Source organism: Limimaricola sp. (assembly GCF_016125575.1).
Lineage (GTDB): Bacteria > Pseudomonadota > Alphaproteobacteria > Rhodobacterales > Rhodobacteraceae > WGLM01.
This window is the reverse complement of record NZ_WGLM01000002.1, coordinates 1-24,269: the sequence shown is the minus strand read 5'-3', so window position 1 is coordinate 24,269 and position 24,269 is coordinate 1. Positions and strand designations below refer to the sequence as shown.

General features: G+C 66.1%; 20 protein-coding genes, 1 tRNA gene and 1 pseudogene. 10 read left to right on the top strand and 12 right to left on the bottom strand.

Going from position 1 to position 24,269, the window contains the following annotated elements; all coding sequences use genetic code 11:
• The first annotated feature begins 22 nt into the window (after window positions 1–22).
• The 10 genes from GC146_RS01670 (at window position 23) to GC146_RS01625 (ending at window position 9,367) form a co-directional block, all read left to right on the top strand.
• A complete protein-coding gene (locus GC146_RS01670) occupies window positions 23–700 on the top strand; it encodes a haloacid dehalogenase type II (RefSeq protein WP_291833482.1) in 678 nt (225 codons plus the stop codon).
• A complete protein-coding gene (locus GC146_RS01665; protein WP_291833480.1) occupies window positions 700–1,521 on the top strand; it encodes an alpha/beta hydrolase in 822 nt (273 codons plus the stop codon). Before GC146_RS01670 ends, GC146_RS01665 begins: the two co-directional genes overlap by 1 nt.
• Complete coding sequence (locus tag GC146_RS01660; RefSeq protein WP_291833477.1) at window positions 1,518–2,483, top strand: threonine/serine dehydratase; 966 nt, start codon at window positions 1,518–1,520, stop codon at window positions 2,481–2,483. Before GC146_RS01665 ends, GC146_RS01660 begins: the two co-directional genes overlap by 4 nt.
• A gap of 6 nt (window positions 2,484–2,489) precedes the next feature.
• On the top strand, window positions 2,490–3,290 hold the full coding sequence (gene pcaD / locus GC146_RS01655; protein WP_291833475.1) for a 3-oxoadipate enol-lactonase: 801 nt from the start codon (window positions 2,490–2,492) through the stop codon (window positions 3,288–3,290).
• Window positions 3,283–3,984 (top strand): alpha/beta fold hydrolase, encoded by a 702-nt coding sequence (locus GC146_RS01650; RefSeq protein ID WP_291833472.1) that lies wholly within the window; start codon window positions 3,283–3,285, stop codon window positions 3,982–3,984. The genes pcaD and GC146_RS01650 overlap by 8 nt, the downstream gene beginning before the upstream one ends.
• 56 nt (window positions 3,985–4,040) lie before the next feature.
• Window positions 4,041–5,243: a TCR/Tet family MFS transporter gene (locus tag GC146_RS01645; protein WP_291833469.1), complete on the top strand. Its 1,203-nt coding sequence runs from the start codon at window positions 4,041–4,043 to the stop codon at window positions 5,241–5,243.
• Between the two features lie 87 nt (window positions 5,244–5,330).
• Window positions 5,331–6,416 carry a Zn-dependent alcohol dehydrogenase gene (locus GC146_RS01640; protein ID WP_291833467.1) on the top strand — a complete coding sequence of 362 codons (1,086 nt, stop codon included), beginning with the start codon at window positions 5,331–5,333 and terminating at the stop codon, window positions 6,414–6,416.
• 80 nt (window positions 6,417–6,496) lie between these two features.
• The gene (locus tag GC146_RS01635; protein ID WP_291833464.1) at window positions 6,497–7,726 is read left to right on the top strand and encodes a mandelate racemase/muconate lactonizing enzyme family protein; all 1,230 of its coding nucleotides are present in this window, start codon (window positions 6,497–6,499) and stop codon (window positions 7,724–7,726) included.
• 46 nt (window positions 7,727–7,772) lie between these two features.
• Window positions 7,773–8,429: a lysophospholipid acyltransferase family protein gene (locus tag GC146_RS01630; RefSeq protein ID WP_291833462.1), complete on the top strand. Its 657-nt coding sequence runs from the start codon at window positions 7,773–7,775 to the stop codon at window positions 8,427–8,429.
• On the top strand, window positions 8,426–9,367 hold the full coding sequence (locus GC146_RS01625; protein ID WP_291833459.1) for a phosphatidate cytidylyltransferase: 942 nt from the start codon (window positions 8,426–8,428) through the stop codon (window positions 9,365–9,367). Before GC146_RS01630 ends, GC146_RS01625 begins: the two co-directional genes overlap by 4 nt.
• Window positions 9,368–9,430: 63 nt before the next feature.
• Here the strand turns inward: GC146_RS01625 and rpoC are convergent, their stop codons facing one another.
• The 12 genes and pseudogenes from rpoC to tuf form a co-directional block, all read right to left on the bottom strand.
• The gene (gene rpoC, locus GC146_RS01620; RefSeq protein WP_291833457.1) at window positions 9,431–13,672 is read right to left on the bottom strand and encodes a DNA-directed RNA polymerase subunit beta'; all 4,242 of its coding nucleotides are present in this window, start codon (window positions 13,670–13,672) and stop codon (window positions 9,431–9,433) included.
• 48 nt (window positions 13,673–13,720) lie between these two features.
• Complete coding sequence (rpoB, locus tag GC146_RS01615; protein WP_291833454.1) at window positions 13,721–17,857, bottom strand: DNA-directed RNA polymerase subunit beta; 4,137 nt, start codon at window positions 17,855–17,857, stop codon at window positions 13,721–13,723.
• Between the two features lie 247 nt (window positions 17,858–18,104).
• Window positions 18,105–18,482: a 50S ribosomal protein L7/L12 gene (rplL, locus tag GC146_RS01610; protein WP_291833452.1), complete on the bottom strand. Its 378-nt coding sequence runs from the start codon at window positions 18,480–18,482 to the stop codon at window positions 18,105–18,107.
• A gap of 70 nt (window positions 18,483–18,552) precedes the next feature.
• Window positions 18,553–19,065: a 50S ribosomal protein L10 gene (gene rplJ / locus GC146_RS01605; RefSeq protein WP_291833449.1), complete on the bottom strand. Its 513-nt coding sequence runs from the start codon at window positions 19,063–19,065 to the stop codon at window positions 18,553–18,555.
• A gap of 284 nt (window positions 19,066–19,349) precedes the next feature.
• Window positions 19,350–20,048, bottom strand: a complete 699-nt coding sequence (gene rplA, locus GC146_RS01600; protein ID WP_291833447.1) for a 50S ribosomal protein L1 — start codon at window positions 20,046–20,048, stop codon at window positions 19,350–19,352.
• Window positions 20,048–20,473 (bottom strand): 50S ribosomal protein L11, encoded by a 426-nt coding sequence (gene rplK / locus GC146_RS01595; RefSeq protein ID WP_291833444.1) that lies wholly within the window; start codon window positions 20,471–20,473, stop codon window positions 20,048–20,050. Before rplK ends, rplA begins: the two co-directional genes overlap by 1 nt.
• A 156-nt stretch (window positions 20,474–20,629) precedes the next feature.
• Window positions 20,630–21,163 (bottom strand): transcription termination/antitermination protein NusG, encoded by a 534-nt coding sequence (gene nusG, locus GC146_RS01590; protein WP_291833442.1) that lies wholly within the window; start codon window positions 21,161–21,163, stop codon window positions 20,630–20,632.
• Between the two features lie 224 nt (window positions 21,164–21,387).
• Window positions 21,388–21,588 carry a preprotein translocase subunit SecE gene (secE, locus tag GC146_RS01585; RefSeq protein ID WP_291833439.1) on the bottom strand — a complete coding sequence of 67 codons (201 nt, stop codon included), beginning with the start codon at window positions 21,586–21,588 and terminating at the stop codon, window positions 21,388–21,390.
• Window positions 21,589–21,670: 82 nt separating this feature from the next.
• A complete protein-coding gene (locus GC146_RS01580) occupies window positions 21,671–22,591 on the bottom strand; it encodes a hypothetical protein (RefSeq protein ID WP_291833436.1) in 921 nt (306 codons plus the stop codon).
• Window positions 22,592–22,707: 116 nt separating this feature from the next.
• Window positions 22,708–22,783, bottom strand: a tRNA-Trp gene (locus tag GC146_RS01575).
• 15 nt (window positions 22,784–22,798) lie between these two features.
• The gene (locus tag GC146_RS01570) at window positions 22,799–24,046 is read right to left on the bottom strand and encodes an MFS transporter (RefSeq protein WP_291833434.1); all 1,248 of its coding nucleotides are present in this window, start codon (window positions 24,044–24,046) and stop codon (window positions 22,799–22,801) included.
• A gap of 83 nt (window positions 24,047–24,129) precedes the next feature.
• Window positions 24,130–24,269 (bottom strand): annotated as a pseudogene (gene tuf / locus GC146_RS01565) (elongation factor Tu); the annotation flags it as partial.

Below are 24,269 nucleotides of genomic sequence, written 5' to 3'. Positions count from 1 at the left end.
GAACCCGACGGAGCCCCATGGCATGACCATCACGACCTGCATCTTCGATGCCTATGGAACCTTGCTTGACGTGAACGCGGCGGCACGTCTGGCCGCTGCCGAACCCGGCCGGGAACGGCTGGCCGAGGTCTGGCCGCAACTGGCCCGCGACTGGCGCGCCAAGCAGCTGGAATACAGCTGGCTGCGCGCCATCGCGGCACAGCATGTGGATTTCTGGCAGGTCACGCAGGATGGCCTCGACTGGGCGATGGAGGCGGCCGGACTGGCCGATGACGACCTGCGCGCGCGGCTTTTGGCGCTTTACCGCGAACTGGCAGCCTTTCCCGAGGTGCCCGCCGTTCTTGCCGCGCTGAAGGCGCGCGGGCTGACCTGCGCGATCTTGTCTAACGGCTCGCCCGGCATGCTGGCCGACGCGGTGCGTTCGGCCGGAATCGGCGGGCATCTTGACGATGTGCTTTCGGTCGAAAGCGTGGGCGTGTTCAAGCCCGACGCGCGGGTCTATGCGATGGTCGAGGCGCGCTTTGGTTGCGCCCGTGACGAAGTGTTGTTCGTGTCGTCCAACGGCTGGGACGCTGGCGGCGCGGCGGGCTATGGCTTTTGCACGGCTTGGGTCAATCGCGCGGACGCACCGGTTGACCGTGTTTGGGCGCAGCCCAGCCATGTCGTGCCCGATCTCACCCGCATCCCGGACCTCGTCTGATGCCGACGTTCCGCGCGACAGACGGCACCCGGCTTTTCTACGCCGATCACGGGCAGGGCCCGGCGGTGCTGTGCCTGCCCGGCCTGACCCGCAACGGCGCCGATTTCGATTTCGCCGCGCCGCACCTGGCCGACCTGCGGCTGGTCCGGCTGGATTACCGGGGGCGTGGCAGGTCGGACCGGGCCGATCCGGCCACCTATACCGTGCCGCAGGAGGCCGCCGACGTGCTGGCGCTGATGGATCACCTCGGGCTGGCGCGCGCGGCGATCCTTGGCACCTCGCGCGGGGGGCTGATCGCGATGGCGCTGGCGGCCACCGCCAGGGACCGGCTGAGCGCCGTCGCCCTCAACGACATCGGCCCCGAGATCGCGCCCGAGGGGCTGGCCTATATCGCGGGCTATATCGGCCGCAACCCGCCGCAGAAGACCCTGGCCGAGGTCGCCGCCGCGCGGGCCCGCGGCCTGCCGGGCTTTGACGGCGTGCCGCCCGAACGCTGGCTGGCCGAGGCACAGGCGCTGTTCGAGGAAACCCCCGACGGGCTGGTCAACCGCTACGATCCGGCGCTGCGCGAGGCGATGCTGGCAGGGCTGGCGCAGCCCCAGCCCGACCTCTGGCCGCTGTTCGATGCGCTGGCCGGGCTGCCGCTGGCCTTGATCCACGGTATGAACTCGAACCTTCTGAGCGCGGCGACGGTCGCGGAAATGGCCCGGCGCCGCCCGGACATGATATTGGCCGAGGTGCCGGGGCGCGGCCACGTGCCGTTTCTTGACGAACCTCAGGCGCTGGAGGCGCTGAACCGCTGGAAGGGGCTGCTGACATGAACATCGAGATGATCCGTGCCGCGGCGGCCCGTGCGCAGGGCAACGTCCGGCGCACGCCGATGCTATGGTCGCCGGGGCTGGACGCGATCGCGGGGCGGCGCGTCTACGTCAAGGCCGAGTGCCTGCAACTGACCGGATCGTTCAAGGCGCGCGGGGGCTGGGCCGCGGTTTCGGCCCTTGACGACGCCCAGCGCGCGGCGGGCGTGATCGCGTTTTCCTCGGGCAACCATGCGCAGGGCGTGGCGCTGGCGGCGCGGGCGCACGGCGCGCCCTGCGTCATCATCATGCCCTCGGACGCGCCGGCGGTGAAGGCGGCCAATACCCGCGCCCTTGGGGCCGAGATCGTGTTCTACGACCGGCTGACGGAGGACCGTGACGAGATCGGCGCGCGCATCTCGGCCGAGCGCGGGCTGACGCTGGTCAAGCCCTTCGACGATCCGCAGGTGATCGCCGGGCAGGGCACGACCGGGCTGGAGATTGCCGAAGACGCGGCCGCGCTGGGCATCGCGCAGGCCGACGTGCTGGTCTGCTGCGGCGGCGGCGGCCTGACCGCGGGCATCGCGCTGGCGCTCGAGGCCGAGGCGCCGGGCCTGCGCGCCCGGCCGGTGGAACCGGCGGGGTTCGACGACGTGGCGCGCTCTCTTGCCAGCGGGTCGATCCACCGCAACCCGCGCCTTGCCGGTTCGATCTGCGATGCGATCATCACGCCCGCGCCGGGGCAGCTGACCTTTCCGATTATGCTGCGGCTGTGCGGGCCGGGGCTGGATGTCACCGATTCCGAATGCCTTGCCGCAATGCGGGCGGCCTTCGCCCACCTGCGCATCGTGCTGGAGCCGGGCGGGGCGGCGGCGCTGGCAGCGGCGCTGTTTCATCCCGAGACAGTCGATGGGGATGCCGTGATCGCGGTGGCGACGGGCGGCAACGTGGACCCCGCGATGTTCATGCGTGCGATCCGGGACTAGGCGCCGATGCCCGATCACTTCATCACCCGCGACGGCGTGCGCCTGTTCGTGCGCGAAAGCGGTGTCGCGCACCGGATCGCCGCGCCGGTCGTGTTCCTGCACGCGCTGGGCACCGATCACCGCCTGTGGGACGACGTCCTGCCGCTTCTGCCTGACACGCTGCGGCTTATCGCGGTCGACATGCGTGGACATGGCAAGTCCGACGTGCCGCCCGCGCCCTACACGATGGGCGCGCTGATTTCCGATGTCGAGGCAGTCTGTGCCGCGCTGGACGTAAAGCAGGCGGTCTTCGTCGGCCTGTCGATCGGCGGGATGATCGCGCAGGGGCTGGCCGTCAAGCGGCTGGACCTCGTGCGCGGGCTGGTCCTGTCCAACACCGCCGCCCGCATCGCCACGCCGCAGATCTGGGAAGACCGGATAGCCGCCGTGCGCGCGGGCGGGGTCGAGGCCGTGGCAGACGCCACCGTGGCGCGCTGGTTCCACCGCGATTTTCGCGAAAGCCCCGCCGCGCGCGACTGGGATGCGCGGCTACGCGCCTGCCCGGTCGAGGGCTGGTGCGGCGGGGCCGCAGCGATTGCCGGCACCGACTTCTACACGCCCACCAGCGGCCTGCGCCTGCCGACGCTGGGCATTGCAGGGTCCGAGGACGGCTCGACCCCGCCCGACCTCGTGCGCGAAACGGTGGACCTGATCCCCGGCGCGCGCTTTCACCTGATGCGCCGGTCGGGCCACCTGCCCTGCGTCGATGCGCCCGAAGCCTATGCCGCCGCGCTCACCGGGTTCCTGACCGAGATCGGGCATGGCTGAGTTCGTGCTGGTCGCGGGGTCGTGCCACGGCGCCTGGGCCTGGCGCGACGTGGTGCCTGCGCTGGAACGGCGCGGCCATGTGGCGCGCCCGCTGGACCTGCCCGCCCATGGCGCCGACACTACGCCGCCCGGCGATGTGACGCTGGACAGCTATGCCGCGGCCATCGTCTCGGCCATCGACGGGCGCGCGGTGCTGGTCGCCCATTCGGCGGCCGGCTACCCCGCGACGCTGGCCGCGCGGCTGGCGCCCGAAAAGATCGCGCTGATCGTCTATGTCTGCGCCTACGTCCCGCAACCGGGCCTGTCGGTGGCCGACCTCCGCCGGGCCGCGCAGCGCCAGCCGCTGCGGGATGCCATCGTGGTGGACCCGCGCCGCGTGACCTACAGCTTCGACACGGACCTGGCGATCGACCGGTTTTATCACGATGTCGTCCCAACGACTGCCCGCTGGGCGGTGGGGCAGCTTGGGCCCGAACCAATCGGCCCGCAGGAAACCCCCTTTGGCCCCCTGCCGGAGGTGCCGCGCGCCTACGTCATCTGCAGCGCCGACCGCGCGATCCCCCCGGAGGCCCAGCGCGAGATGACGGCGGGCTGGCCGTCGCACAGCGTGGTGACACTGCCCACCTCGCATTCGCCGTTCCTTGCCGACCCGGACGGGTTGGCCACGGCGTTGGACGGTTTCGCCACGGCGTGACTTGCGCGCGCCGCCGGGCGAGCTAAGGGTGAGACATCCGTCTGCCGGAGCGTTCGATGCCCAACCGCCTGCCCCTGACCTTCATCATCATCACCATCGCAATCGACGCCATCGGCATCGGGCTGATCCTGCCGGTCATGCCCGATCTGATCCGCGATGTGCATGGCGGCGACCTGGGCAATGCCGCGGTCTGGGGCGGGATCCTTGCCACCGCCTTCGCGGTGATGCAGTTCCTGTGCGGCCCGACACTGGGCAGCCTTTCGGACGCGTTCGGTCGGCGGCCGGTGCTGCTGATCTCGCTGGCGGTGATGGCGGTCGATTACCTGATCATGGCCGTCGCGCCCACGATCTGGCTGCTGCTGGTGGGCCGGATCATCGGCGGCATCACCTCGGCCACGCAATCGACGGCCAGCGCCTACATGGCCGACATCTCGAAACCCGAGGAGAAGGCCGCCAATTTTGGCCTGATCGGTGCGGCCTTCGGCGTGGGCTTCGTGGTGGGGCCCCTGATGGGCGGCCTGCTGGCGATCTACGGCACGCGCGCGCCGTTCTACGCGGCGATGGCGCTGGCGCTGGCCAATTTCACCTTCGGCTGGTTCGTGATGCCCGAAACGGTGACCGACCGCATCCGCCGCCCGTTTAACTGGCGCCGGGCCAACCCGCTGGGCGCCTTCCGCGCCATCGGCGCGCTGCCGGGGCTGCGCCCGCTTCTGGCGATGATCTTCGTCTATGGGCTGGCCTTCTTCGTCTACCCCGCGGTCTGGGCCTATTTCGGGGAAGAGCGGTTCGGCTGGGGGCCCGGCATGATCGGGCTGTCGCTGGGCGTCTATGGCATTTCTATTGCGATAGTGCAGGGCGTACTGATGCGCCCGATCCTGCGCCGACTGGGCGAGTCGCGCGCGGTCGTGGTGGGACTTTGGGTCGAGGTTGCCTCTTTCATTTTCCTCGGCTTTGTCACCAACGGCTGGGCCTGCCTCGCCTTCACCGTGGTCGCGGCCTTCGGCGCCATTGCCGGGCCGGCGCTGCAGGCAATCATGTCCAAGGCCGCCGCCGACGACCAGCAGGGCGAGTTGCAAGGCACGCTGAGCGCGATAAATGCGGTGGCCGTCATCGTCGCGCCGCTCTTGATGACACAGACCTTCTGGTACTTCACCACCGGGGGCGGCCCCTACCTTCCGGGGGCCCCGTTCCTGCTGGCCGGGCTGCTGACCGTGGGCAGTATCGGCCTTTTCGCGATGCGGCCGCGCGTACCGGCCTGAACGCGACAGGCACGGTCGGTTTGTGCCTTGCAGGGGGCCGGCGGGAGGGCCAGTCTCGCCCCGAAACCGGACCCTCAAAGGTGACCCATGACGTTGATCAAAGCCGCCGTCTGCCATGCTTTCGGCGAACCCCTCACGATCGAGGATGTGGCGCTGCGCGCGCCCGAGATGGGCGAGGTCGAGGTGACCCTCGCCGCCTGCGCGATCTGCCATTCCGACATCACCTATGCCGATGGCGGCTGGGGCGGCTCGCTGCCTGCGGTCTATGGCCACGAGGCCGCGGGCCATGTCAGCGGCGTGGGCCTTGGTGTGCGCGGGCTCAAGGTGGGCGACCCGGTCGTCGTGACACTGATCCGCGCCTGTGGCACCTGCGCCCATTGTGCCGCCGGAAAACCCTACATGTGCGACACGCCCTATGACGGCGATAACGGGCCGTTGAGCATGCCCGACGGTGGCAAGCTGCATCAGGCGATGGCCTGCGGCGCCTTCGCCGAGAAGGTGGTGGTGGACCAGAGCCAGATCGTGGTGCTGCCCGAGGGTGTCTCGATGGAGGCGGCCTCGCTACTGGCCTGCGGGGTGATCACCGGCATCGGCGCGGTGGTGAACGCAGCAGGGCTGCGCGCAGGGCAGGACTGCGTGGTCATCGGCGCGGGCGGCGTTGGCCTGAACGCAATCCAGGGCGCGCGCATCGCGGGCGCGCGGCGGATCGTGGCAGTTGACATGTCCGAGGCCAAGCTGGCCATCGCCAAGGAGTTCGGCGCGACGGACGGTGTACTCGCCTCGGCGGACGCACCATGGAAAGAGGCCAAGGCGCTGTTGGGGCGCGGGGCCGATGCGGTCTTCGTCACCGTGGGCTCGGCCCGCGCCTATGACCAGGCGATCAACTACATCGGCAAGGGTGGCAACATCGTGCTGGTGGGCATGCCCCATTCCGGGCAGGCGTCGAGCTATGAGCTGGGCAACCTCGCGGCCTGGAGCCAGGGGATGGTCGGCTCGAAGATGGGCAACACGGTAATCAAGCGCGACATCCCCTGGATGGTGGACCTTTACGGCCAGGGGCGGCTGAAGCTGGACGAGCTGATTTCCGGGCGATGGACGCTGGAGCAGGTGAACGAGGCGATCGCGGACACGCGCTCGGGTTCGGCAAAGAGGAACGTCATCGTCTTCGGGTGACGGCGCAAGGGGGCGCTGCCCCCCGGCCCGTGCCGGGCCTCCCCCCCGGAGTATTTGGGGCCAGAAGAAGGAGAGAGCCGATGAAGCTGACCGATCTGGACATCATCGTCACCGCGCCGCCAGCGCCGGGCTGGGGCGGGCGTTACTGGATCCTTGTGAAGGTGACGAGCGACAGCGGGATCACCGGCTGGGGCGAATGCTATGCCTCGTCGGTGGGCCCGACCGCGATGGAGGCGGTGATCCGCGATGTCTTTGGCCGCCACATGGCGGGGGAGAACCCCGAGAACATCGAGCTGATGTTCCGCCGCGCCTATTCGGCGGGCTTCACCCAGCGGCCGGACCTGACGGTGATGGGCGCGTGGGCGGGGCTGGAGATGGCCTGCTGGGACATTCTGGGCAAGGATCGCGACCGGCCGGTTCACGCGCTGATCGGCGGGCGGATGAACGACCGCATCCGCGCCTATACCTACCTTTACCCGCAGAAGGGCCATACCCTGCCCGATTTCTGGGCCTCGGCCGAACAGGCCGCGGAGGCCGCTGAAGCAATGGTGGCAAAGGGCTATACGGCGGTGAAGTTCGACCCGGCGGGTCCCTACACGATCCGCGGCGGGCACATGCCGTCGCGCCATGACATTTCTCTTTCGGTCGCCTTTTGCCGTGCGATCCGCGAGGCGGTGGGCGACGATGCGGACCTGCTGTTTGGCACGCATGGGCAGTTCAGCACCGGTGGTGCGATCCGGCTGGGCCGCGCCCTCGAAGATTTTGATCCGCTCTGGTACGAGGAGCCGATCCCGCCCGACAACATCGACGAAATGGCCAAGGTCGCGGCAGCCGTGCGCATTCCGGTCGCGACCGGCGAGCGGCTGACGACAAAGGCCGAGTTCGCTGCCGTGCTGAAGGCCGGGGCGGCGACGATCCTGCAGCCGGCGCTGGGCCGGTCAGGCGGCATCTGGGAGACCAAGAAGATCGCCGCAATCGCCGAAGTCTACAACGCGCAGATGGCGCCGCACCTTTATGCAGGGCCGGTGGAATGGGCCGCCAACATCCAGCTGGCCGCGAGCATTCCCAACATCCTGATGGCCGAAACGATCGAGACGCCGTTTCATGACGCGCTGATCAAGGGCACGATCCGGGTCGAGGGCGGCTATATCCCGGTGCCGGATGCGCCCGGCCTTGGCATCGAGGTGGACGAGGCGCTGGCACGCGCGCATCCCTATTCTGGCGACGGGCTGCACCTTCAAATGCAGGAAGGCCCGATCGGCTATCACGGCGTGAACGTCTTTGCCGGGGGTGCGCCGGTCAAGGTCTGAAGCGGCGGGCCTTCCCAAGCGCGCGGGCCTTCGCCAGACTGCGGCCATGGACCGATTGCGCCAGATCTTTCGCCGCTTCCTGGCCGATATGGCCGGCAACGGCATTCGACTGTTCGCGCGGTTCATCACTGCCGTCAGGGCGGACTGGCGCGGGATTGCGCCGGAGCCGGGCCTGCGCGTCTACTTCGCCAACCACACCTCAAACGGCGACATGCCGATGGTCTGGTCCGTGCTGCCGCCCGCGCTGCGGCGCCGGACGCGCCCCGTTGCGGCCGCCGATTACTGGCTGAAGACACCGCTGCGGGCCTTCGCCGGGCGTGACGTGTTCCGCGCCGTGCTGATCGACCGGCGGCCCGAGCATCGCACGAGCGACCCGGTCGCGGCGATGGTGGCTGCACTGGACGAGGGGTCGTCGTTGATCCTTTTCCCCGAGGGTGGGCGCAATATGGGGCCGGAGCCCCTGCTGCCGTTCAAGGCCGGGCTTTACAACATCGGGGTGCAGCGGCCGCAGGTGGACCTTGTGCCGACGTGGATCGCCAACCTCAATTCGATCATGCCAAAGGGCGAGATCATTCCGCTGCCGCTGATTTGTACCGTTACGTTCGGCACGCCGCTCCACGTCAAACCGGGAGAAAGCAAGGAAGCTTTCCTCGCCCGCGCATCCGAAGCATTGCGGACGCTGGCACCCGAGGCCCGGCCGTGAGTGCCACCACCGCAGACCTTCTGACGCTGACGCTGTGGATCTGCGTGCTGCTGATCGCCCTTGGCCTTTTCGGCGAGGCGATGCGGCGGCGGGGCGACCCCGACCGCCCCTCACCCGCGCTGGAAAGCTACCTGATGCGGGTGCAGTCGTGGTGGGCGATGGTGATCCTGCTGGCGCTGGCGCTGCTGTTGGGGCGGGCCGGGGTGGTGGTGCTGTTCGGCTTTGCCTCTTTCGCGGCGCTGCGCGAGTTCCTGACGCTGACGGCAAAGGCGCAGGCCGATCATATCGCGCTGGCGCTGGCCTTCTTCGTGATCCTGCCGCTGCAGTTCGTCTTCGTCGGGCTGCGCTGGGAGGGGGCCAGTGCCACTTTCATTCCGATCTATGCCTTCCTTGGCCTGCCGATCCTGTCGGCGCTGCGCGGCAATCCGCAGCGCTTTCTGATCCGCGTGGCGGAAACGCAATGGGGGCTGATGATCGCCGTTTTCTGCGTCAGCTACGTGCCCGCGCTGATGATGCTGGACCTGCCCGATCACGGCGACCGCGCGATCCTGCTGATCGCGTTTCTCGTCATCGTGGTGCAGCTGGGCGACCTGCTGGAATATTTCATCGGGCGGCGCATCGGGCGGCGGCGGATCGCGCCGGGGCTGGCGCCCAAGACGTGGGAGGGGATGGCCAGCGGCGTAGCCTGTGCCGCGGCGATCGGCGCGGCGCTCAGCTGGATCACGCCTTTCGGGCCGTGGGGCGCCGCAGCGATGGCGGCCGCAGCTTCGGCCGCCGGGCAGTTCGGCAGCCTCGTGATGGCGGCGATCAAGCGGGACCGGGGCATCAAGGACTGGTCGCACATGATCCCCGGACAGGGCGGCGTGCTGGACCAATTCGACAGCGTGGTCTTTGCGGCGCCGGTCTTTTACCACCTCGCCCGAACCTTCTGGGGCTAGGCGAAAAACGCGAAACCCCCCGGATTTCTCCGGGGGTTCTGCATGTCTTACAATGCGTTACGCTTATTCGTCGCGGCTTTCGGGCGTCTCGACGATCAGCGTCTCGAAGTCGTCGCTTGCGGTCTCCTCGGCCACGGGGGCGGCCAGCGCTGCAGCCGCGGCGGCCTCTTCCCGGCGCGCCTCGATCACCACGTTGTCCCGCTCGGTGGCGATGCGCCGGACGCGGCTGGTGGCCCCGCCGGTGCCCGCCGGGATCAGCCGGCCGACAATGACGTTCTCTTTGAGGCCAACCAGTTTGTCCCGCTTGCCCTGCACCGAAGCTTCGGTGAGCAGACGCGTGGTTTCCTGGAACGACGCCGCCGAGATGAAGCTGCGGGTTTGCAGCGACGCCTTGGTGATACCCAGCAGGATCGGCTCGCCCGACGCCGGACGACCGCCACGAGCGACCGCCTTGGCATTGGCCTCGTCGAACTCGGCCTTGTCCACCGTCTCGCCTTTCAACAGGACCGTGTCACCGCTTTCGGCAATCTCCCACTTCTGCAGCATTTGCCGGACGATGACCTCGATGTGCTTGTCGTTGATCTTCACGCCCTGCAGACGGTAGACGTCCTGCACCTCGTCGATCATGTAGTCGGCCAGCGCTTCGACACCCATGATGGCAAGGATGTCATGCGGTGCGGGGTTGCCGTCCATGATGTAGTCACCCTTCTGGACATAGTCGCCTTCCTGAACCGGAATGTGCTTGCCCTTGGGCACCATGTATTCGACGCGGCCATCACCTTCGGCGGCCTCGATCGCGATGCGGCGCTTGTTCTTGTAGTCCTTGCCAAAGCGCACGTAGCCGTCGATCTCGGCGATGATGGCGTGGTCCTTGGGACGACGGGCCTCGAACAATTCGGCCACGCGGGGAAGACCCCCGGTGATGTCCTTGGTCTTGGCACCTTCGCGCGGGATCCGCGCAACCACGTCACCGGCCCGGATCTCTTGACCGTCCTCAACCGACAGAACCGCGTCGACCGACATCTGGTAGCTGACCGGGTTGCCCGCATCGTTGCGGACCGGTTCGCCATCAGCGCCGACGATCAGGATCTCGGGCTTCAGATCGCCGCCCTTGGGCACCGAACGCCAGTCGGCCACGACCTTCTGGGTCATGCCGGTGGCATCGTCGGTTTCCTCGCGGACCGAGATACCGCTGACAAGGTCGAGGTAACGCACCGTCCCGGCCCGCTCGGCGATGATCGGCAGGGTGTAGGGGTCCCATTCGAAGAGCTTGGTGCCCCGCGCCACGTCCGCGCCTTCCTTGACAAGGATCTTGGTGCCGTAGCCGATCTTGTGCTGCGCACGTTCCTCGCCGTCCTCGCTGACGATCGCCAGAACCATGTTACGGCCCATGACAATCTGCTCGCCCACGGCGTTTTCCAGCAGAACTGCATTGCGGAACTCGACCTTGCCGGGTTGCGAGGCCTCAAGGAAAGAGGCCTGTCCGCCCTGCGCGACGCCGCCGATGTGGAAGGTCCGCATCGTCAGCTGGGTGCCGGGTTCGCCGATCGACTGCGCGGCGATGATCCCCACCGCCTCGCCGATGTTGACCATCGTGCCGCGCGCAAGGTCGCGGCCATAGCAGGCCTGGCAAACGCCGTCTTCGGCCTCGCAAGTCAGCGGGCTGCGGATACGCATCTTGGTGACACCGGCCACCTCTATCAGGTCGGCGCGGCGTTCGTCGATAAGCTCGCCAGCCTGCACGATCACCTCGTCGGTGCCGGGCTTGAGCACGTCATCGGCCGACACCCGGCCAAGCACACGCTCGGCCAGTGACGAGACGACTTCGCCCGCGTTCACGGCCGCTTCGGCGGTGATGGCGCGGTCAGTGCCGCAGTCCTTTTCGCGCACGATGCAATCCTGCGCCACGTCGACAAGACGACGGGTCAGGTAGCCCGAGTTGGCGGTCTTCAACGCGGTGTCCGACAGACCCTTCCGGGCGCCGTGGGTCGAGTTGAAGTATTCAAGAACGGTCAGACCTTCCTTGAAGTTCGAGATGATCGGCGTCTCGATAATCTCGCCGCTTGGCTTAGCCATAAGGCCGCGCATCCCGCCCAGCTGCTTCATCTGCGTGACCGAACCCCGGGCACCGGAGTGGGCCATCATGTAGACGCTGTTCGGCTCTTTCTCGGCGCCGTTGTCGTCCTTTTGCTTGGCCGAGATCGTCGACATCATAGCGTCGGTGACCTTGTCGTTACACTTCGACCAGGCATCGACGACCTTGTTGTACTTCTCCAGCTGGGTGATCTGGCCATCCATGTACTGCTGTTCGAAGTCCTTGACCTGATCGCGGGTATCCTCGACCAGCGCCCATTTCTTGTCGGGCACGACCATGTCGTCCTTGCCGAAGCTGATGCCGGCACGGAACGCCTCGCGGAAGCCGAGGCCCATGATCTGGTCGCAGAAGATGACCGATTCCTTCTGGCCGCAGTAGCGGTAGACGGTATCGATGATCTGCTGGACTTCGCGCTTGCGCAGCAGGCGGTTGACGAGGTCGAACGGCGCCTTGGCATTGAGCGGCAGCAAGCCACCCAGCCGCAGGCGGCCCGGCGTAGTCTCGTAACGCTTGATGACCTCGTTGCCTTCCTCGTCGATCTGCTTGATGCGCGCGGTGATGCGGGCGTGCAGGTGCACCTCGCCCGCGGCCAGCGCATGTTCGACCTCCTCGATGGTCGAGAAGGACATGCCCTCGCCCTTCATGCCCTCACGCTCGATCGTGGTGTAGTAGAGACCCAGGATCATGTCCTGAGACGGCACGATGATCGGCGCGCCGTTGGCAGGCGACAGCACGTTGTTTGTCGACATCATCAGCACGCGCGCTTCCAGCTGGGCCTCGAGGCTCAGCGGAACGTGCACGGCCATCTGGTCGCCGTCGAAGTCGGCGTTGAAGGCCGAGCAGACCAGCGGGTGCAGCTGGATCGCCTTGCCCTCGATCAGGATCGGCTCGAACGCCTGGATGCCAAGACGGTGCAGCGTGGGCGCGCGGTTCAGCAGAACCGGGTGTTCACGGATGACCTCGTCAAGGATGTCCCAGACCTCGGGGCGTTCCTTTTCGACCAGCTTCTTGGCCTGTTTCACCGTGCTGCTGAGGCCCTTGGCCTCGAGCCGCGAGTAGATGAACGGCTTGAAGAGTTCGAGCGCCATTTTCTTGGGCAGACCGCACTGGTGCAGCTTCAGTTCGGGGCCGGTCACGATGACCGAACGGCCCGAGAAGTCCACCCGCTTGCCCAGAAGGTTCTGGCGGAACCGGCCCTGCTTGCCTTTCAGCATGTCGCTGAGCGATTTCAGCGGACGCTTGTTGGCGCCAGTGATCACGCGGCCACGACGACCGTTGTCAAACAGCGCATCGACCGATTCCTGCAGCATCCGCTTTTCGTTGCGCACGATGATGTCGGGCGCGCGCAGCTCGATCAGCCGCTTGAGGCGGTTGTTGCGGTTGATGACACGACGGTAAAGATCGTTCAGGTCGGAGGTCGCGAAACGGCCCCCGTCCAGCGGGACCAGCGGACGCAGTTCCGGCGGGATGACCGGGATCACAGTCATCACCATCCATTCGGGCCGGTTGCCCGACTCGATGAAGCTTTCAACGATCTTCAGCCGCTTGATGATCTTCTTGGGCTTGAGTTCGCCGGTCGCTTCCTTGAGGTCGGCGCGCAGTTTCTCGGCCTCGGCGTCGAGGTCGATGGCGGCCAGCATCTCGCGGATGGCCTCGGCGCCGATATTGGCGGTGAAGGCGTCGATGCCGTAGGCGTCCTGCGCGTCGAGGAACTCTTCTTCCGTCATCAGCTGGCCATAGGACAGGTCCGTCAGGCCGGGCTCGATCACCACGTAGTTCTCGAAGTAGAGGATGCGTTCCAGATCACGCAGCGTCATGTCCAGCATCAGGCCGATGCGGCTGGGCAGCGATTTCAGGAACCAGATATGGGCGACGGGCGAGGCCAGCTCGATATGGCCCATCCGCTCCCGCCGGACCTTCTGCAGCGTGACTTCCACGCCGCATTTCTCGCAGACGACGCCGCGATACTTCATCCGCTTGTACTTGCCGCACAGGCACTCGTAGTCCTTGATCGGCCCGAAGATGCGGGCGCAGAACAGGCCGTCGCGCTCGGGCTTGAAGGTCCGGTAGTTGATCGTCTCGGGTTTCTTGATCTCCCCGAACGACCACGACAGGATGCGCTCGGGCGAGGCGAGCGAGACCTTGATCTCGTCGAATGCCTTGGCGGGCGTCAGCGGGTTGAACGGGTTATTCGTCAGTTCCTGGTTCATCTTGCGTCCTTACATAACAGGGGATGGGTTGAACGGGGCGCGAACGCCCTATTCCTCCTCCGCATCCAGGAGTTCCATGTTGAGGCCCAGACCGCGGACCTCCTTGACGAGCACGTTGAACGATTCCGGCACGCCGGCCTCGAAGTTGTCCTCGCCCTTGACGATCGATTCGTAGACCTTGGTCCGGCCCGCCACGTCGTCCGACTTCACCGTCAGCATTTCCTGCAGGGTGTAGGCGGCGCCGTAGGCTTCCAGCGCCCAGACCTCCATCTCGCCGAAACGCTGGCCTCCGAACTGGGCCTTGCCGCCCAGCGGCTGCTGGGTGACGAGGCTGTAGGGCCCGGTCGAACGCGCGTGGATCTTGTCATCGACAAGGTGGTGCAGTTTCAGCAGGTACTTCATCCCCACCGTCACCTTGCGGCTGAACTTCTCGCCGGTGCGCCCGTCGAACAGGTCCGACTGGCCCGAGGTATCGAAGCCCGCACGGCGCAGCGCGTCGTTGACATCGGCCTCCTTGGCGCCGTCGAAGACGGGCGTTGCGATCGGCACACCGCGGCGAACGTTGGACGCCGCCTCGACCAGCCGGTCCTCGTCCATCTCGGCGATGCCCTCGTCATAGACATCGTCGCCATAGCCAATCTTCATGGCATCGCGCACCGGGGTCAGATCGCCCGACCGGCGGTATTCCTTGACGGCCTCGTCGATCTGGATCCCAAGGCCACGCGCGGCCCAACCCATGTGGGTTTCAAGGATCTGGCCCACGTTCATCCGGCTGGGCACGCCCAGCGGGTTCAGAACGAAGTCCACCGGCGTCCCGTCGGCGAGGAACGGCATGTCTTCCTGCGGCACCACCTTCGAGATCACGCCCTTGTTGCCGTGACGGCCGGCCATCTTGTCGCCCGGCTGCAGCTTGCGCTTCACCGCGACGAAGACCTTGACCATCTTCATCACGCCCGGGGGCAGATCGTCGCCACGGCGGACCTTCTCGACCTTGTCTTCGAAGCGGGCATCGAGCGAGCGCTTTTGCACCTCGTACTGCTCGTTGAGCGCCTCGACGATCTGCGCGTCGGCCTCGTCCTTGAGGGCCAACTGCCACCACTGGCCGCGGCTGAGTTCCGACAGCGCCTCTTCGGTGATTTCCGACCCGGCCTTGAAGCCACGCGGACCTTTCACGGCGACCTTGCCAAGGATCATCGACTTCAGACGCGCGTAGATGTTGCGATCGAGGATCGCCATCTCGTCGTCGCGGTCACGGGCAAGGCGTTCGACCTCTTCCCGCTCGATCTGCAGCGCACGCTCGTCTTTCTCGACGCCGTGCCGGTTGAATACCCGCACCTCGACGACCGTGCCGAAATCGCCCGGCGGCAGACGCAGCGAGGTGTCGCGCACGTCGCTGGCCTTTTCGCCGAAGATCGCGCGCAGCAGTTTCTCTTCCGGGGTCATCGGGCTTTCGCCCTTGGGGGTGATCTTGCCCACAAGGATGTCGCCCGGCCCCACTTCGGCGCCGATATAGACGATGCCGGCCTCGTCGAGGTTGCGCAGCGCCTCTTCGCCCACGTTGGGGATGTCGCGAGTGATCTCTTCCGGCCCCAGCTTGGTGTCGCGCGCGGCCACTTCGAATTCCTCGATGTGGATCGAGGTGAACACGTCATCGCTCACGATCCGTTCGGAGATCAGGATCGAGTCCTCGTAGTTGTAGCCGTTCCACGGCATGAACGCGACGATCACGTTCTTGCCCAGCGCCAGTTCACCCATGTCGGTCGAGGGGCCATCGGCAATGACCTCGCCCTTCATCACGGTGTCGCCCACCTTCACCAGCGGACGCTGGTTGATGCAGGTGTTCTGGTTGGACCGCTGGAACTTGCGCATCCGGTAGATGTCGACGCCCGGATCGCCCGGTTCGAGGTCGGAAGTGGCGCGCACAACGATACGGGCCGCATCGACCTGGTCGATGATGCCGGCACGGCGCGCCATGATGGCCGCGCCCGAGTCGCGGGCAACGACGCCCTCGATCCCGGTGCCGACCAGCGGCGCCTCGGCCTGCAGAAGCGGCACGGCCTGCCGTTGCATGTTCGAGCCCATCAGCGCGCGGTTGGCGTCGTCGTTCTCAAGGAACGGGATCAGCGACGCGGCAACCGAAACCAGCTGTTTCGGCGAGACGTCGATCAGGTCCACCTGTTCGCGCGGCGCAAGGGTGTATTCACCCGACTGCCGGGTCGAGACCAGCTCGTTGATGAAGTTGCCCTCTTCGTCGAGCGTGGCGTTCGCCTGCGCAACCGTATGACGCATCTCTTCGGTGGCCGACATGTAGTGAACCTCGTCGGTCACCTTGCCGTTCTCGACCTTGCGATACGGGGTCTCGATGAAGCCGTACTTGTTCACCCGCGCGAAGGTTGCGAGGCTGTTGATCAGGCCGATGTTCGGGCCTTCCGGCGTTTCGATCGGGCACATCCGGCCGTAATGGGTCGGGTGCACGTCGCGCACCTCGAAGCCCGCGCGTTCGCGCGTCAGACCGCCCGGCCCAAGCGCCGACAGACGCCGCTTGTGCGTCACTTCGGACAGCGGGTTGGTCTGGTCCATGAACTGCGACAGCTGGCTGGAGCCGAAGAACTCGCGCACCGCGGCCGCGGCCGGCTTGGCGTTGATCAGGTCCTGCGGCATCACCGTGTCGATCTCGACCGACGACATGCGTTCCTTGATCGCGCGCTCCATCCGCAGAAGGCCGACGCGGTACTGGTTCTCCATCAACTCGCCGACCGAACGGACCCGGCGGTTGCCGAGGTGGTCGATGTCGTCGATGTCGCCCTTGCCGTCACGCAGCTCGACCAGCGCCTTGACACAGGCCACGATATCCTCGCGGCTGAGGGTGCGCATGGTATCGGCCGCATCGAGGTTGAGGCGCATGTTCATCTTGACCCGGCCCACGGCCGACAGGTCATAACGCTCGGAATCGAAGAACAGCGTGTCAAACAGGGCACTGGCGGCATCAACCGTCGGCGGCTCGCCCGGGCGCATGACCCGGTAAATGTCCATGAGCGCGGTTTCCCGGTTCATGTTCTTGTCGGCCTGCATCGTGTTGCGAATGTAGGGGCCGACATTGATGTTATCGATGTCGAGCACGGGGATCGACGTGATGCCGGCATCGACAAGCTCTTTCACCGTGCCGCCGATCACCTCGCCGTTCTTGTCCATCTCCAGCGTCAGTTCGTCGCCGGCCTCGACATAGATCGCGCCGTTTTCCTCGTTGATGATGTCGCGCGCGGCGAACTTGCCCACGATCGAGTTGAACGGGACCAGCAGGTTCTTGACCTTGCCTTCCTTGATCAGGGTCTGGACGGTACGCGGCGTAATCTTCTCGCCGGCCTTGCAGATCACCTCGCCAGTATCGGCATCAACCAGATCATGCGCCGGACGGGTGCCCCGCACCCGCTCGGGGAAGAACTTGGTGACCCAGTTCTTGCCCTTCTTGTCCAGCGCGTAGTCGACGGTGTCGTAATAGGCATTCATGATGCCTTCCTGATCCATGCCAAGGGCATAGAGCAGGGTCGTCACCGGCAGTTTGCGGCGACGGTCGATGCGCGCATAGACGAGGTCCTTGGCATCGAACTCGAAGTCCAGCCACGAGCCGCGATAGGGAATGATGCGGCAGGTGAACAGCAGCTTGCCCGAGGAATGGGTCTTGCCCTTGTCATGGTCGAAGAACACGCCGGGGCTGCGGTGCATCTGGGATACGATGACCCGCTCGGTGCCGTTGACGATGAAGGTGCCGTTCTGCGTCATCAGGGGCATATCGCCCATGAACACGTCCTGTTCCTTGATGTCCTTGACCGACTTGGCGCCGGTATCCTCGTCGACATCAAATACGATCAGGCGCAGCGTCACCTTCAGCGGCGCGCTGTAGGTCATGTCGCGCTGCTGGCATTCCTCGACGTCGTATTTCGGCTTTTCCAGCTCGTATTTCACGAATTCCAGCACGCTGGTCTCGTTGAAGTCCTTGATCGGAAAGACCGACTGGAACACGCCCTTGATGCCTTCACCGTCGGCCGGCATCTCGCCGTCGCCAGAGTTCAGGAACAGGTCGTAGGATGCCTTCTGAACCTCGATGAGGTTCGGCATCTCGAGGACTTCGCGGATTTTGCCGTAATACTTACGCAGGCGTTTCTGGCCGAGGAAGGACTGAGCCATGGGTGTCGTCACCTTTCAAATCTCTGCGGGGTCATGACGCGCGGGGCCCGCGCCATGTCGCCCAATCGAGAACGGGGGTTCCCGGTCTATTCGTGGCGCCCGTCCCACCGGGCGCCTCCCGACCTTGGGAACCTGCCCAAGAGGGGGGCGCTTGCATCGCCCTCCGCCAAGACAGGTTCGGCTGGACCCGCGAATCCGCGGACCCAGCCTTTAGTTCAGGACGCGTGCGGCGCCCTCATTGCCGAAATCAGGCCAGTTCGACCTTGGCGCCGGCAGCTTCCAGCTTCGCCTTGATCTCTTCGGCTTCGGCCTTGGCAGCGCCTTCCTTGATCTTGCCACCGGCTTCGACCAGATCCTTGGCTTCTTTCAGGCCAAGACCGGTGATCGCGCGGACTTCCTTGATCACGTTGATCTTCTGCGCGCCGGCGTCTTTCAGGACGACGTCGAACTCGGTCTTTTCCTCAGCGGCTTCGGCAGGGGCGCCAGCGGCCGGACCGGCCATCATGACGGCGCCACCGGCGGCCGGCTCGATGCCGTATTGGTCTTTGAGGATGGTTTTCAGCTCTTGTGCCTGGAGAAGGGTCAGACCCACGATCTCTTCGGCGAGTTTGTTCAGATCAGCCATTTTATGCTTTCCGTTCGGTTAAGGTGTGTTCCAACGACGGGGTATCAACCCCGCAGACAGTTCAGATCGCTTATGCAGCCTTCTCTTCGATCGTCGAAAGAATGCCCGCGATGTTCGAAGCAGGTGCGCCAATGGCCCCGGCGATGTTGCTGGCAGGCGCGCCGATGCACGACACGATCGAAGCAATAAGCTCTTCACGCGACGGCATCTGAGCGACGGCCTTCACGCCATCGGGGTCCAGAGCCGCGTTGCCCATGGCGCCGCCGAGAATGACGAACTTGTCGTTCGTCTTCGCGTAGGCATCAACCACCTTCGCCGCGGCGACGGGGTCTTCCGAGTAGGACAACACGGTCATGCCAGTGAGGTAGTCAGCGATGCTTTCGCAGGGCTTTCCCTCAAGGGCGATCTTGGCGAGCCTGTTCTTGGCAACGCGCACGGACCCGCCCGCATCACGCATTTTCGCGCGCAGGTCCTGCATTTGTGCAACCGTCATGCCTTCGTAGTGGGCAACCACCACGACGCCAGAGCTTTCGAAGATCTGGCCGAGTTCCTCGACCACTTTCTCTTTCTGGGCTCTATCCACAGTTTCACTCCAAGTGGTGGGGCTTGTCGCATGACTCACCCCGGCTCTAGTTGATCCCCACGCAGGCGCGGGGACCGTTCGGGTCCAGTGACAGGGTCCCGAGGCCTTGATCGCCCGAAGGAAGGCCAGCGGCCTTCGAACGGAAATCTTGTCTCGTTTCCCATCTCGGGAAGGACTTAGCGGGGCTGGATCAGATCCGGGCCCCTGCCCTCCGTCTCGGACAGGACGGGGCCGATCGTCTGGCCCCGCCATTCACCACCCCCGAGGGGGCGGGAATCTCTTGCTCAGTTCCCGGTGGCCGACGCGATGTCGATGCTGACACCGGGGCCCATGGTGGAGCTGATGGCGACCTTCTTCATATAGGTGCCCTTGGCCCCGGCGGGTTTCGCCCGGCCAACAGCCTCGACGAAGGCGCGCAGGTTCTCTTCCAGCTTGGCCGCGTCAAAGCTGGCCTTGCCGATGCCGGCATGGACAACGCCCGCCTTCTCGGCCTTGAACTGCACCTGGCCACCTTTGGCGGCGGTCACGGCCTCGGTCACGTCCATCGTCACCGTGCCAACCTTGGGGTTGGGCATCAGGTTGCGCGGGCCGAGGATCTTGCCCAGACGACCGACGACGGGCATCAGGTCGGGGGTGGCAATGCAGCGATCAAACTCGATCTTGCCGGACTGGATGGTTTCCATCAGGTCCTCGGCGCCGACGATGTCGGCACCCGCGGCCTTTGCCTCGTCCGCCTTCACGCCGCGCGCGAAGACCGCCACGCGCACCGACTTGCCGGTGCCGTTGGGCAGGTTGACCGTGCCGCGGACCATCTGGTCGGCGTGACGCGGATCAACGCCAAGGTTCATCGCGATCTCGATCGTCTCATCGAATTTGGCTGCGGCATTGGCCTTGACCAGCGCGACCGCATCCGCGACCGACAGGTTCTGCTTGCCTTCGAAGGCGGCATTGGCGGCCTTCGCACGTTTTCCCAGCTTTGCCATCACTTCACCTCGATGCCCATGGAGCGGGCCGAGCCCACGATGATCTTCATCGCCGCCTCGACGCTGGTGGCGTTGAGGTCGCGCATCTTCGCCTCGGCGATTTCGCGGACTTGCGCCACGCTGACCGAGCCGGCGGTGGACTTGCCCGGCGTCTTCGAGCCGGATTGCAGCTTGGCAGCCTTCTTGATGAAGTAGGACGCCGGCGACGTCTTGATGTCCATCGTGAAGGACTTGTCCTGGTAGTAGGTGATCACGACCGGGGTCGGCGCGCCGGGTTCCATGTCTGCAGTCTTGGCGTTGAACGCCTTGCAGAATTCCATGATGTTGATGCCGCGCTGGCCCAGTGCGGGACCGACCGGCGGGGAGGGGTTCGCTTGCCCGGCTTTCACCTGCAGCTTCAGCTTGCCCATTACCTTCTTGGCCATGAGGCCTCTCCTTGTTCTGCGGCGGGTCGCCCCGCCATTCCAACAGCCGCGGGGCGCGCCCCTTGGCCTCTCGTTGCGTGGTCCGGTCCGAGCGCCGCGGCGCCCTCGCCTCCCACGGACCCACCCCCCTCAAAATCCGGGGCGAGGGCCGTCACGTCAGCCCTGCTTGGAGACCTGCGTGAATTCCAGCTCTACCGGGGTGGCCCGACCGAAGATCGACACCGACACCTTCAGGCGCTGGTGATCCTCGTCCACTTCCTCAACCATCCCGTCGAAATCCTCGAACGGCCCGTCGGTGACCTTCACCTTCTCGCCGATCTCGAAATGAATCAGGGTGCGCGGGCTTTCCTCGACCTCCTGCACCCGGCCAAGGATCGCCTGCACCTCGGCATCACGCATCGGCATCGGGCGGCCCTGCGGCCCAAGAAACCCGGTGACGCGGTTGATCGAGTTGATCAGGTGATAACCCTCGTCCGACATCTCCATGTGCACCAGCACGTAGCCGGGCATGAAACGACGCTCGGTCGTCACCTTCTTGTTCCGGCGCACCTCGATGACCTCTTCGGTCGGCACCAGAACCTCGTCGATCTGCTCCTCAATCCCCTGCTCGGCGACCTTGGTGCGGATCTGTTCGGCAATCTTCTTCTCGAAGTTCGAGAGCACGCTGACCGAGTACCACCGCTTCGCCATTCTTTTCGTACCCTCGCCGCGCCGGCCCGTGGACCGGAAAAGTTCATGTCGCTTCAGGCAGTTAACCTGCCTTTCGGAAAAACAAAATCGGCGTGCAACACGAATCGCCGCACGCCCTTGTTCCGAAGTCCGTGGCTATTACCTCCGGAGCCGTCCAAGTGCAAGGGCTGGCGCGCAATTTTCCGTGGACGCCGGACCGCATCGCGGCCCGCAAACACGCCAGCTCAGGAGCCGAACATGCCCAGAACCAGGTGCAGGCCCTGCCGGATCAACAGGTCCGTGACCGAGAAATAGGTCGAGATGAGCGCCGTCAGGGCCACCACCATCGCGGTGGTCAGCAAAACCTCGCGCCGGCTGGGCCAGGCCACCTTGCCGATCTCGGACCGGGTCTGCTGTATGAATTGCATCGGGCTGGGTCGGGCCATCTGCGTCGTTCCCTTGTCACATCGCGCACCGCACCGGGCAGCGCGCCGTTGTCGGGCCACATACGCGGGCACGGACCGGTTTTCAAGCCTGCCGCGCCGCCATCGCCGTGTCCTCTGTCGCCGGCTCCAGCAGACGCACCCCGGGAAGAGCGCGAATCCGGTCCACCTGGTCGGCATAGGCGCGTGCGGCGGCCTCGTGGCCGTCGGCCTCAAAGAGGTCGAAGGCGGGATTGTCCTCGGTCACCGGGAAGCGGCGGCGCGCGCGTTGCGCCAGCGGCCCCTCCACCCCGTGCACCGCCCACTCCATCACCGCCTTCTGCGCCCGCACCGACAGGCCCTGATTGGCCGGCTGTGCCGCGGGGGCGGGCAACACCGCCGCCGCAGGACCCAGCAGCGCCTCTAGGATGGACGGCAGGCCCGCCCGGTAATCCTCGTATCGCCAGACCGTCAGCCCCGCGAGGCCGGGCACCGCCGCCAGCCGCGCGACCAGATCGGCCCAGTCCAGCCGGTCGGGCGGATTGAGGTCGCGAAACCCGCCCGCGCCAATCGCCACGCCGCCAAACAGGCTTTGCGAATAGGCCGAGGTCAGAAACGTCGTCGGTTGCCGGATCGCAAGGAAAAGGTGCAGCGGGTTGGGCGCCAGTGCCGCGGCCAACGCCGCCACCCGCGCCGCCGCGCCTTCATAAAGCGGGACCATCACATTGCCGGCGCCGTCATGCAGAGGGCCTGCAAAATTCTCGTCCGACAGCACCACCAGCCGATCGCCCTTGGCCAGAAAATCAAGCTGTTCCAGCGGCGATCTGCCATTGCGATGTACGGCGTCCGGGTTGATCCCGAAACTTGTCCCGATCGAACGGCGGGGACGACGCAGGAATTCCGGCCCGTAATAGCGCACGCCCGCCTCGACCAGCGCCGCGCGGTTGGCGTGCATCAGCTTTTGCAGATGCGTGGTGGCCGTCTTGTGCGCCCCCAGATGCAAATGGGTCTGGATCAGATCGCTCACCGGCCCCGTGTCCCGCCCCTTGCCGCATTCGTTGACGGGCGTTGTAGCCCGCGCGGCGCGGCCTTGCCAAGGGCGGCGTGCCGTTGATCTTCGCGGAGTCCGAAGGTGGGAGGGCGTGGCAGGGGCAGCAGGGTTCGAACCCGCGACCTACGGTTTTGGAGACCGTCGCTCTACCGGCTGAGCTATACCCCTATGGCCAAGGCGGGATTACGGCACCTCGGGGGGGGAATCAAGGGCCGACATGCCCCCGCGCCCAAGCACCGCAATGGCGGTCAGCCCGGCCAGTGTTCCCGCCCAGATGACCGCCGCCAAGGGCAGGAACAGCGTCAGCAGCCCGGCCAGTGCGGCCCCCGCCAGAAGGCAGCCATCGCTTGTCACGCGGAAGGTGGCCGCGACCCGCCCCATCACCGCGTCGGCCACGACCCGTTGGCGCAGGCTGAGCGCCAGGATGCCGAAGGCGGTGAGAAACGCATCGCCCGCCACCTGCCCCAGTGCCAGAAGCGGCAGCGCCAGCCCCGGCAGCAGCAGCGCCATCGGCACGGTGAGGTTCAGCACGAGGCCCGCCGCAAGCGTCAACCGCAGCGCCGTGTCTTCGCGAACCGACCTCAACAGCGGGCCCACCATCAGCGCGCCGGCAAGGCTGCCGATACCGCCCGCACCGATCAGCAGGCCCAGCACGGCCGGCGAAAGGCCGAGCGTGCCCAGTGCGACAACGGTGTAAAGCGCGAAAAGGACACCACCCGCCAACGTCGTCACGGCCTCGACAGCCAGCAGACGCATCAGCGGGGGATGGTCGCGGCATACCTTCAAACCGGTTGCCAGATCGGCGAGCGGGTGGGTGCGCGCGGCAGATGTTGGTACGGGCCGAGCCTCGGGCATGGCGATCCGGCCAAGCAAGGCTGCCGACCACAGGTAGCTTGCCGCGTCCACCGCCAGTGCCAGTGGTCCGCCGACGATCTGCACCAGCACGCCGCCCAGCCATGGCCCCACGCCTTCGGCCACCGAATCGGTCGCCTCCAGACGGGCATTCGCATCGACGATCCGGGCGGGACCGACCAGCGCCGGAACATAAGCCATCTCGGCAATGGAAAAGAGCGCGCTGGCCGCGCCAACGGCGGCGGCGACAAGATAGATCTGCGGCATGGCCAGCGCGCCCAGATGCGCGGCAACGGGCACGGTCAGGATCAGCGCGGCGCGGGCAAGATCGGCCCCGATCATCAGCGGACGCCGCGCCCGCGCATCAACAATTCGCCCGGCCCAAAGCCCCACCACCAGCCCCGGCGCGACACTGAGCGCGGCCAGCGCCGAGACTTCGGACGCGCTGGCGTCCAGCGTCAGCAGGGCCAGCATCGGCAGCACCGTGCGGCTGATCCGCGCGCCGACGGCACTGCCGGCTTGCGCCGCCCAAAGCCGCAGGAAATCGCGGTGGCGCCAAAGGCTGGGTGCGGTCGTCATCGACGGGCGTTCCGTGGCAAACTGGCAAAAGAAAGGGGCGGCCCAAGCCGCCCCATCGATCCTTCGTCAATTTCGCGCGAAAATCACTCGATGATTTTCGAGACGACGCCGGCGCCGACGGTACGGCCGCCTTCACGGATGGCGAAGCGCAGGCCGTCTTCCATCGCGATCGGGGCGATCAGCTCGACGTTGAACTTCAGGTTGTCGCCCGGCATCACCATCT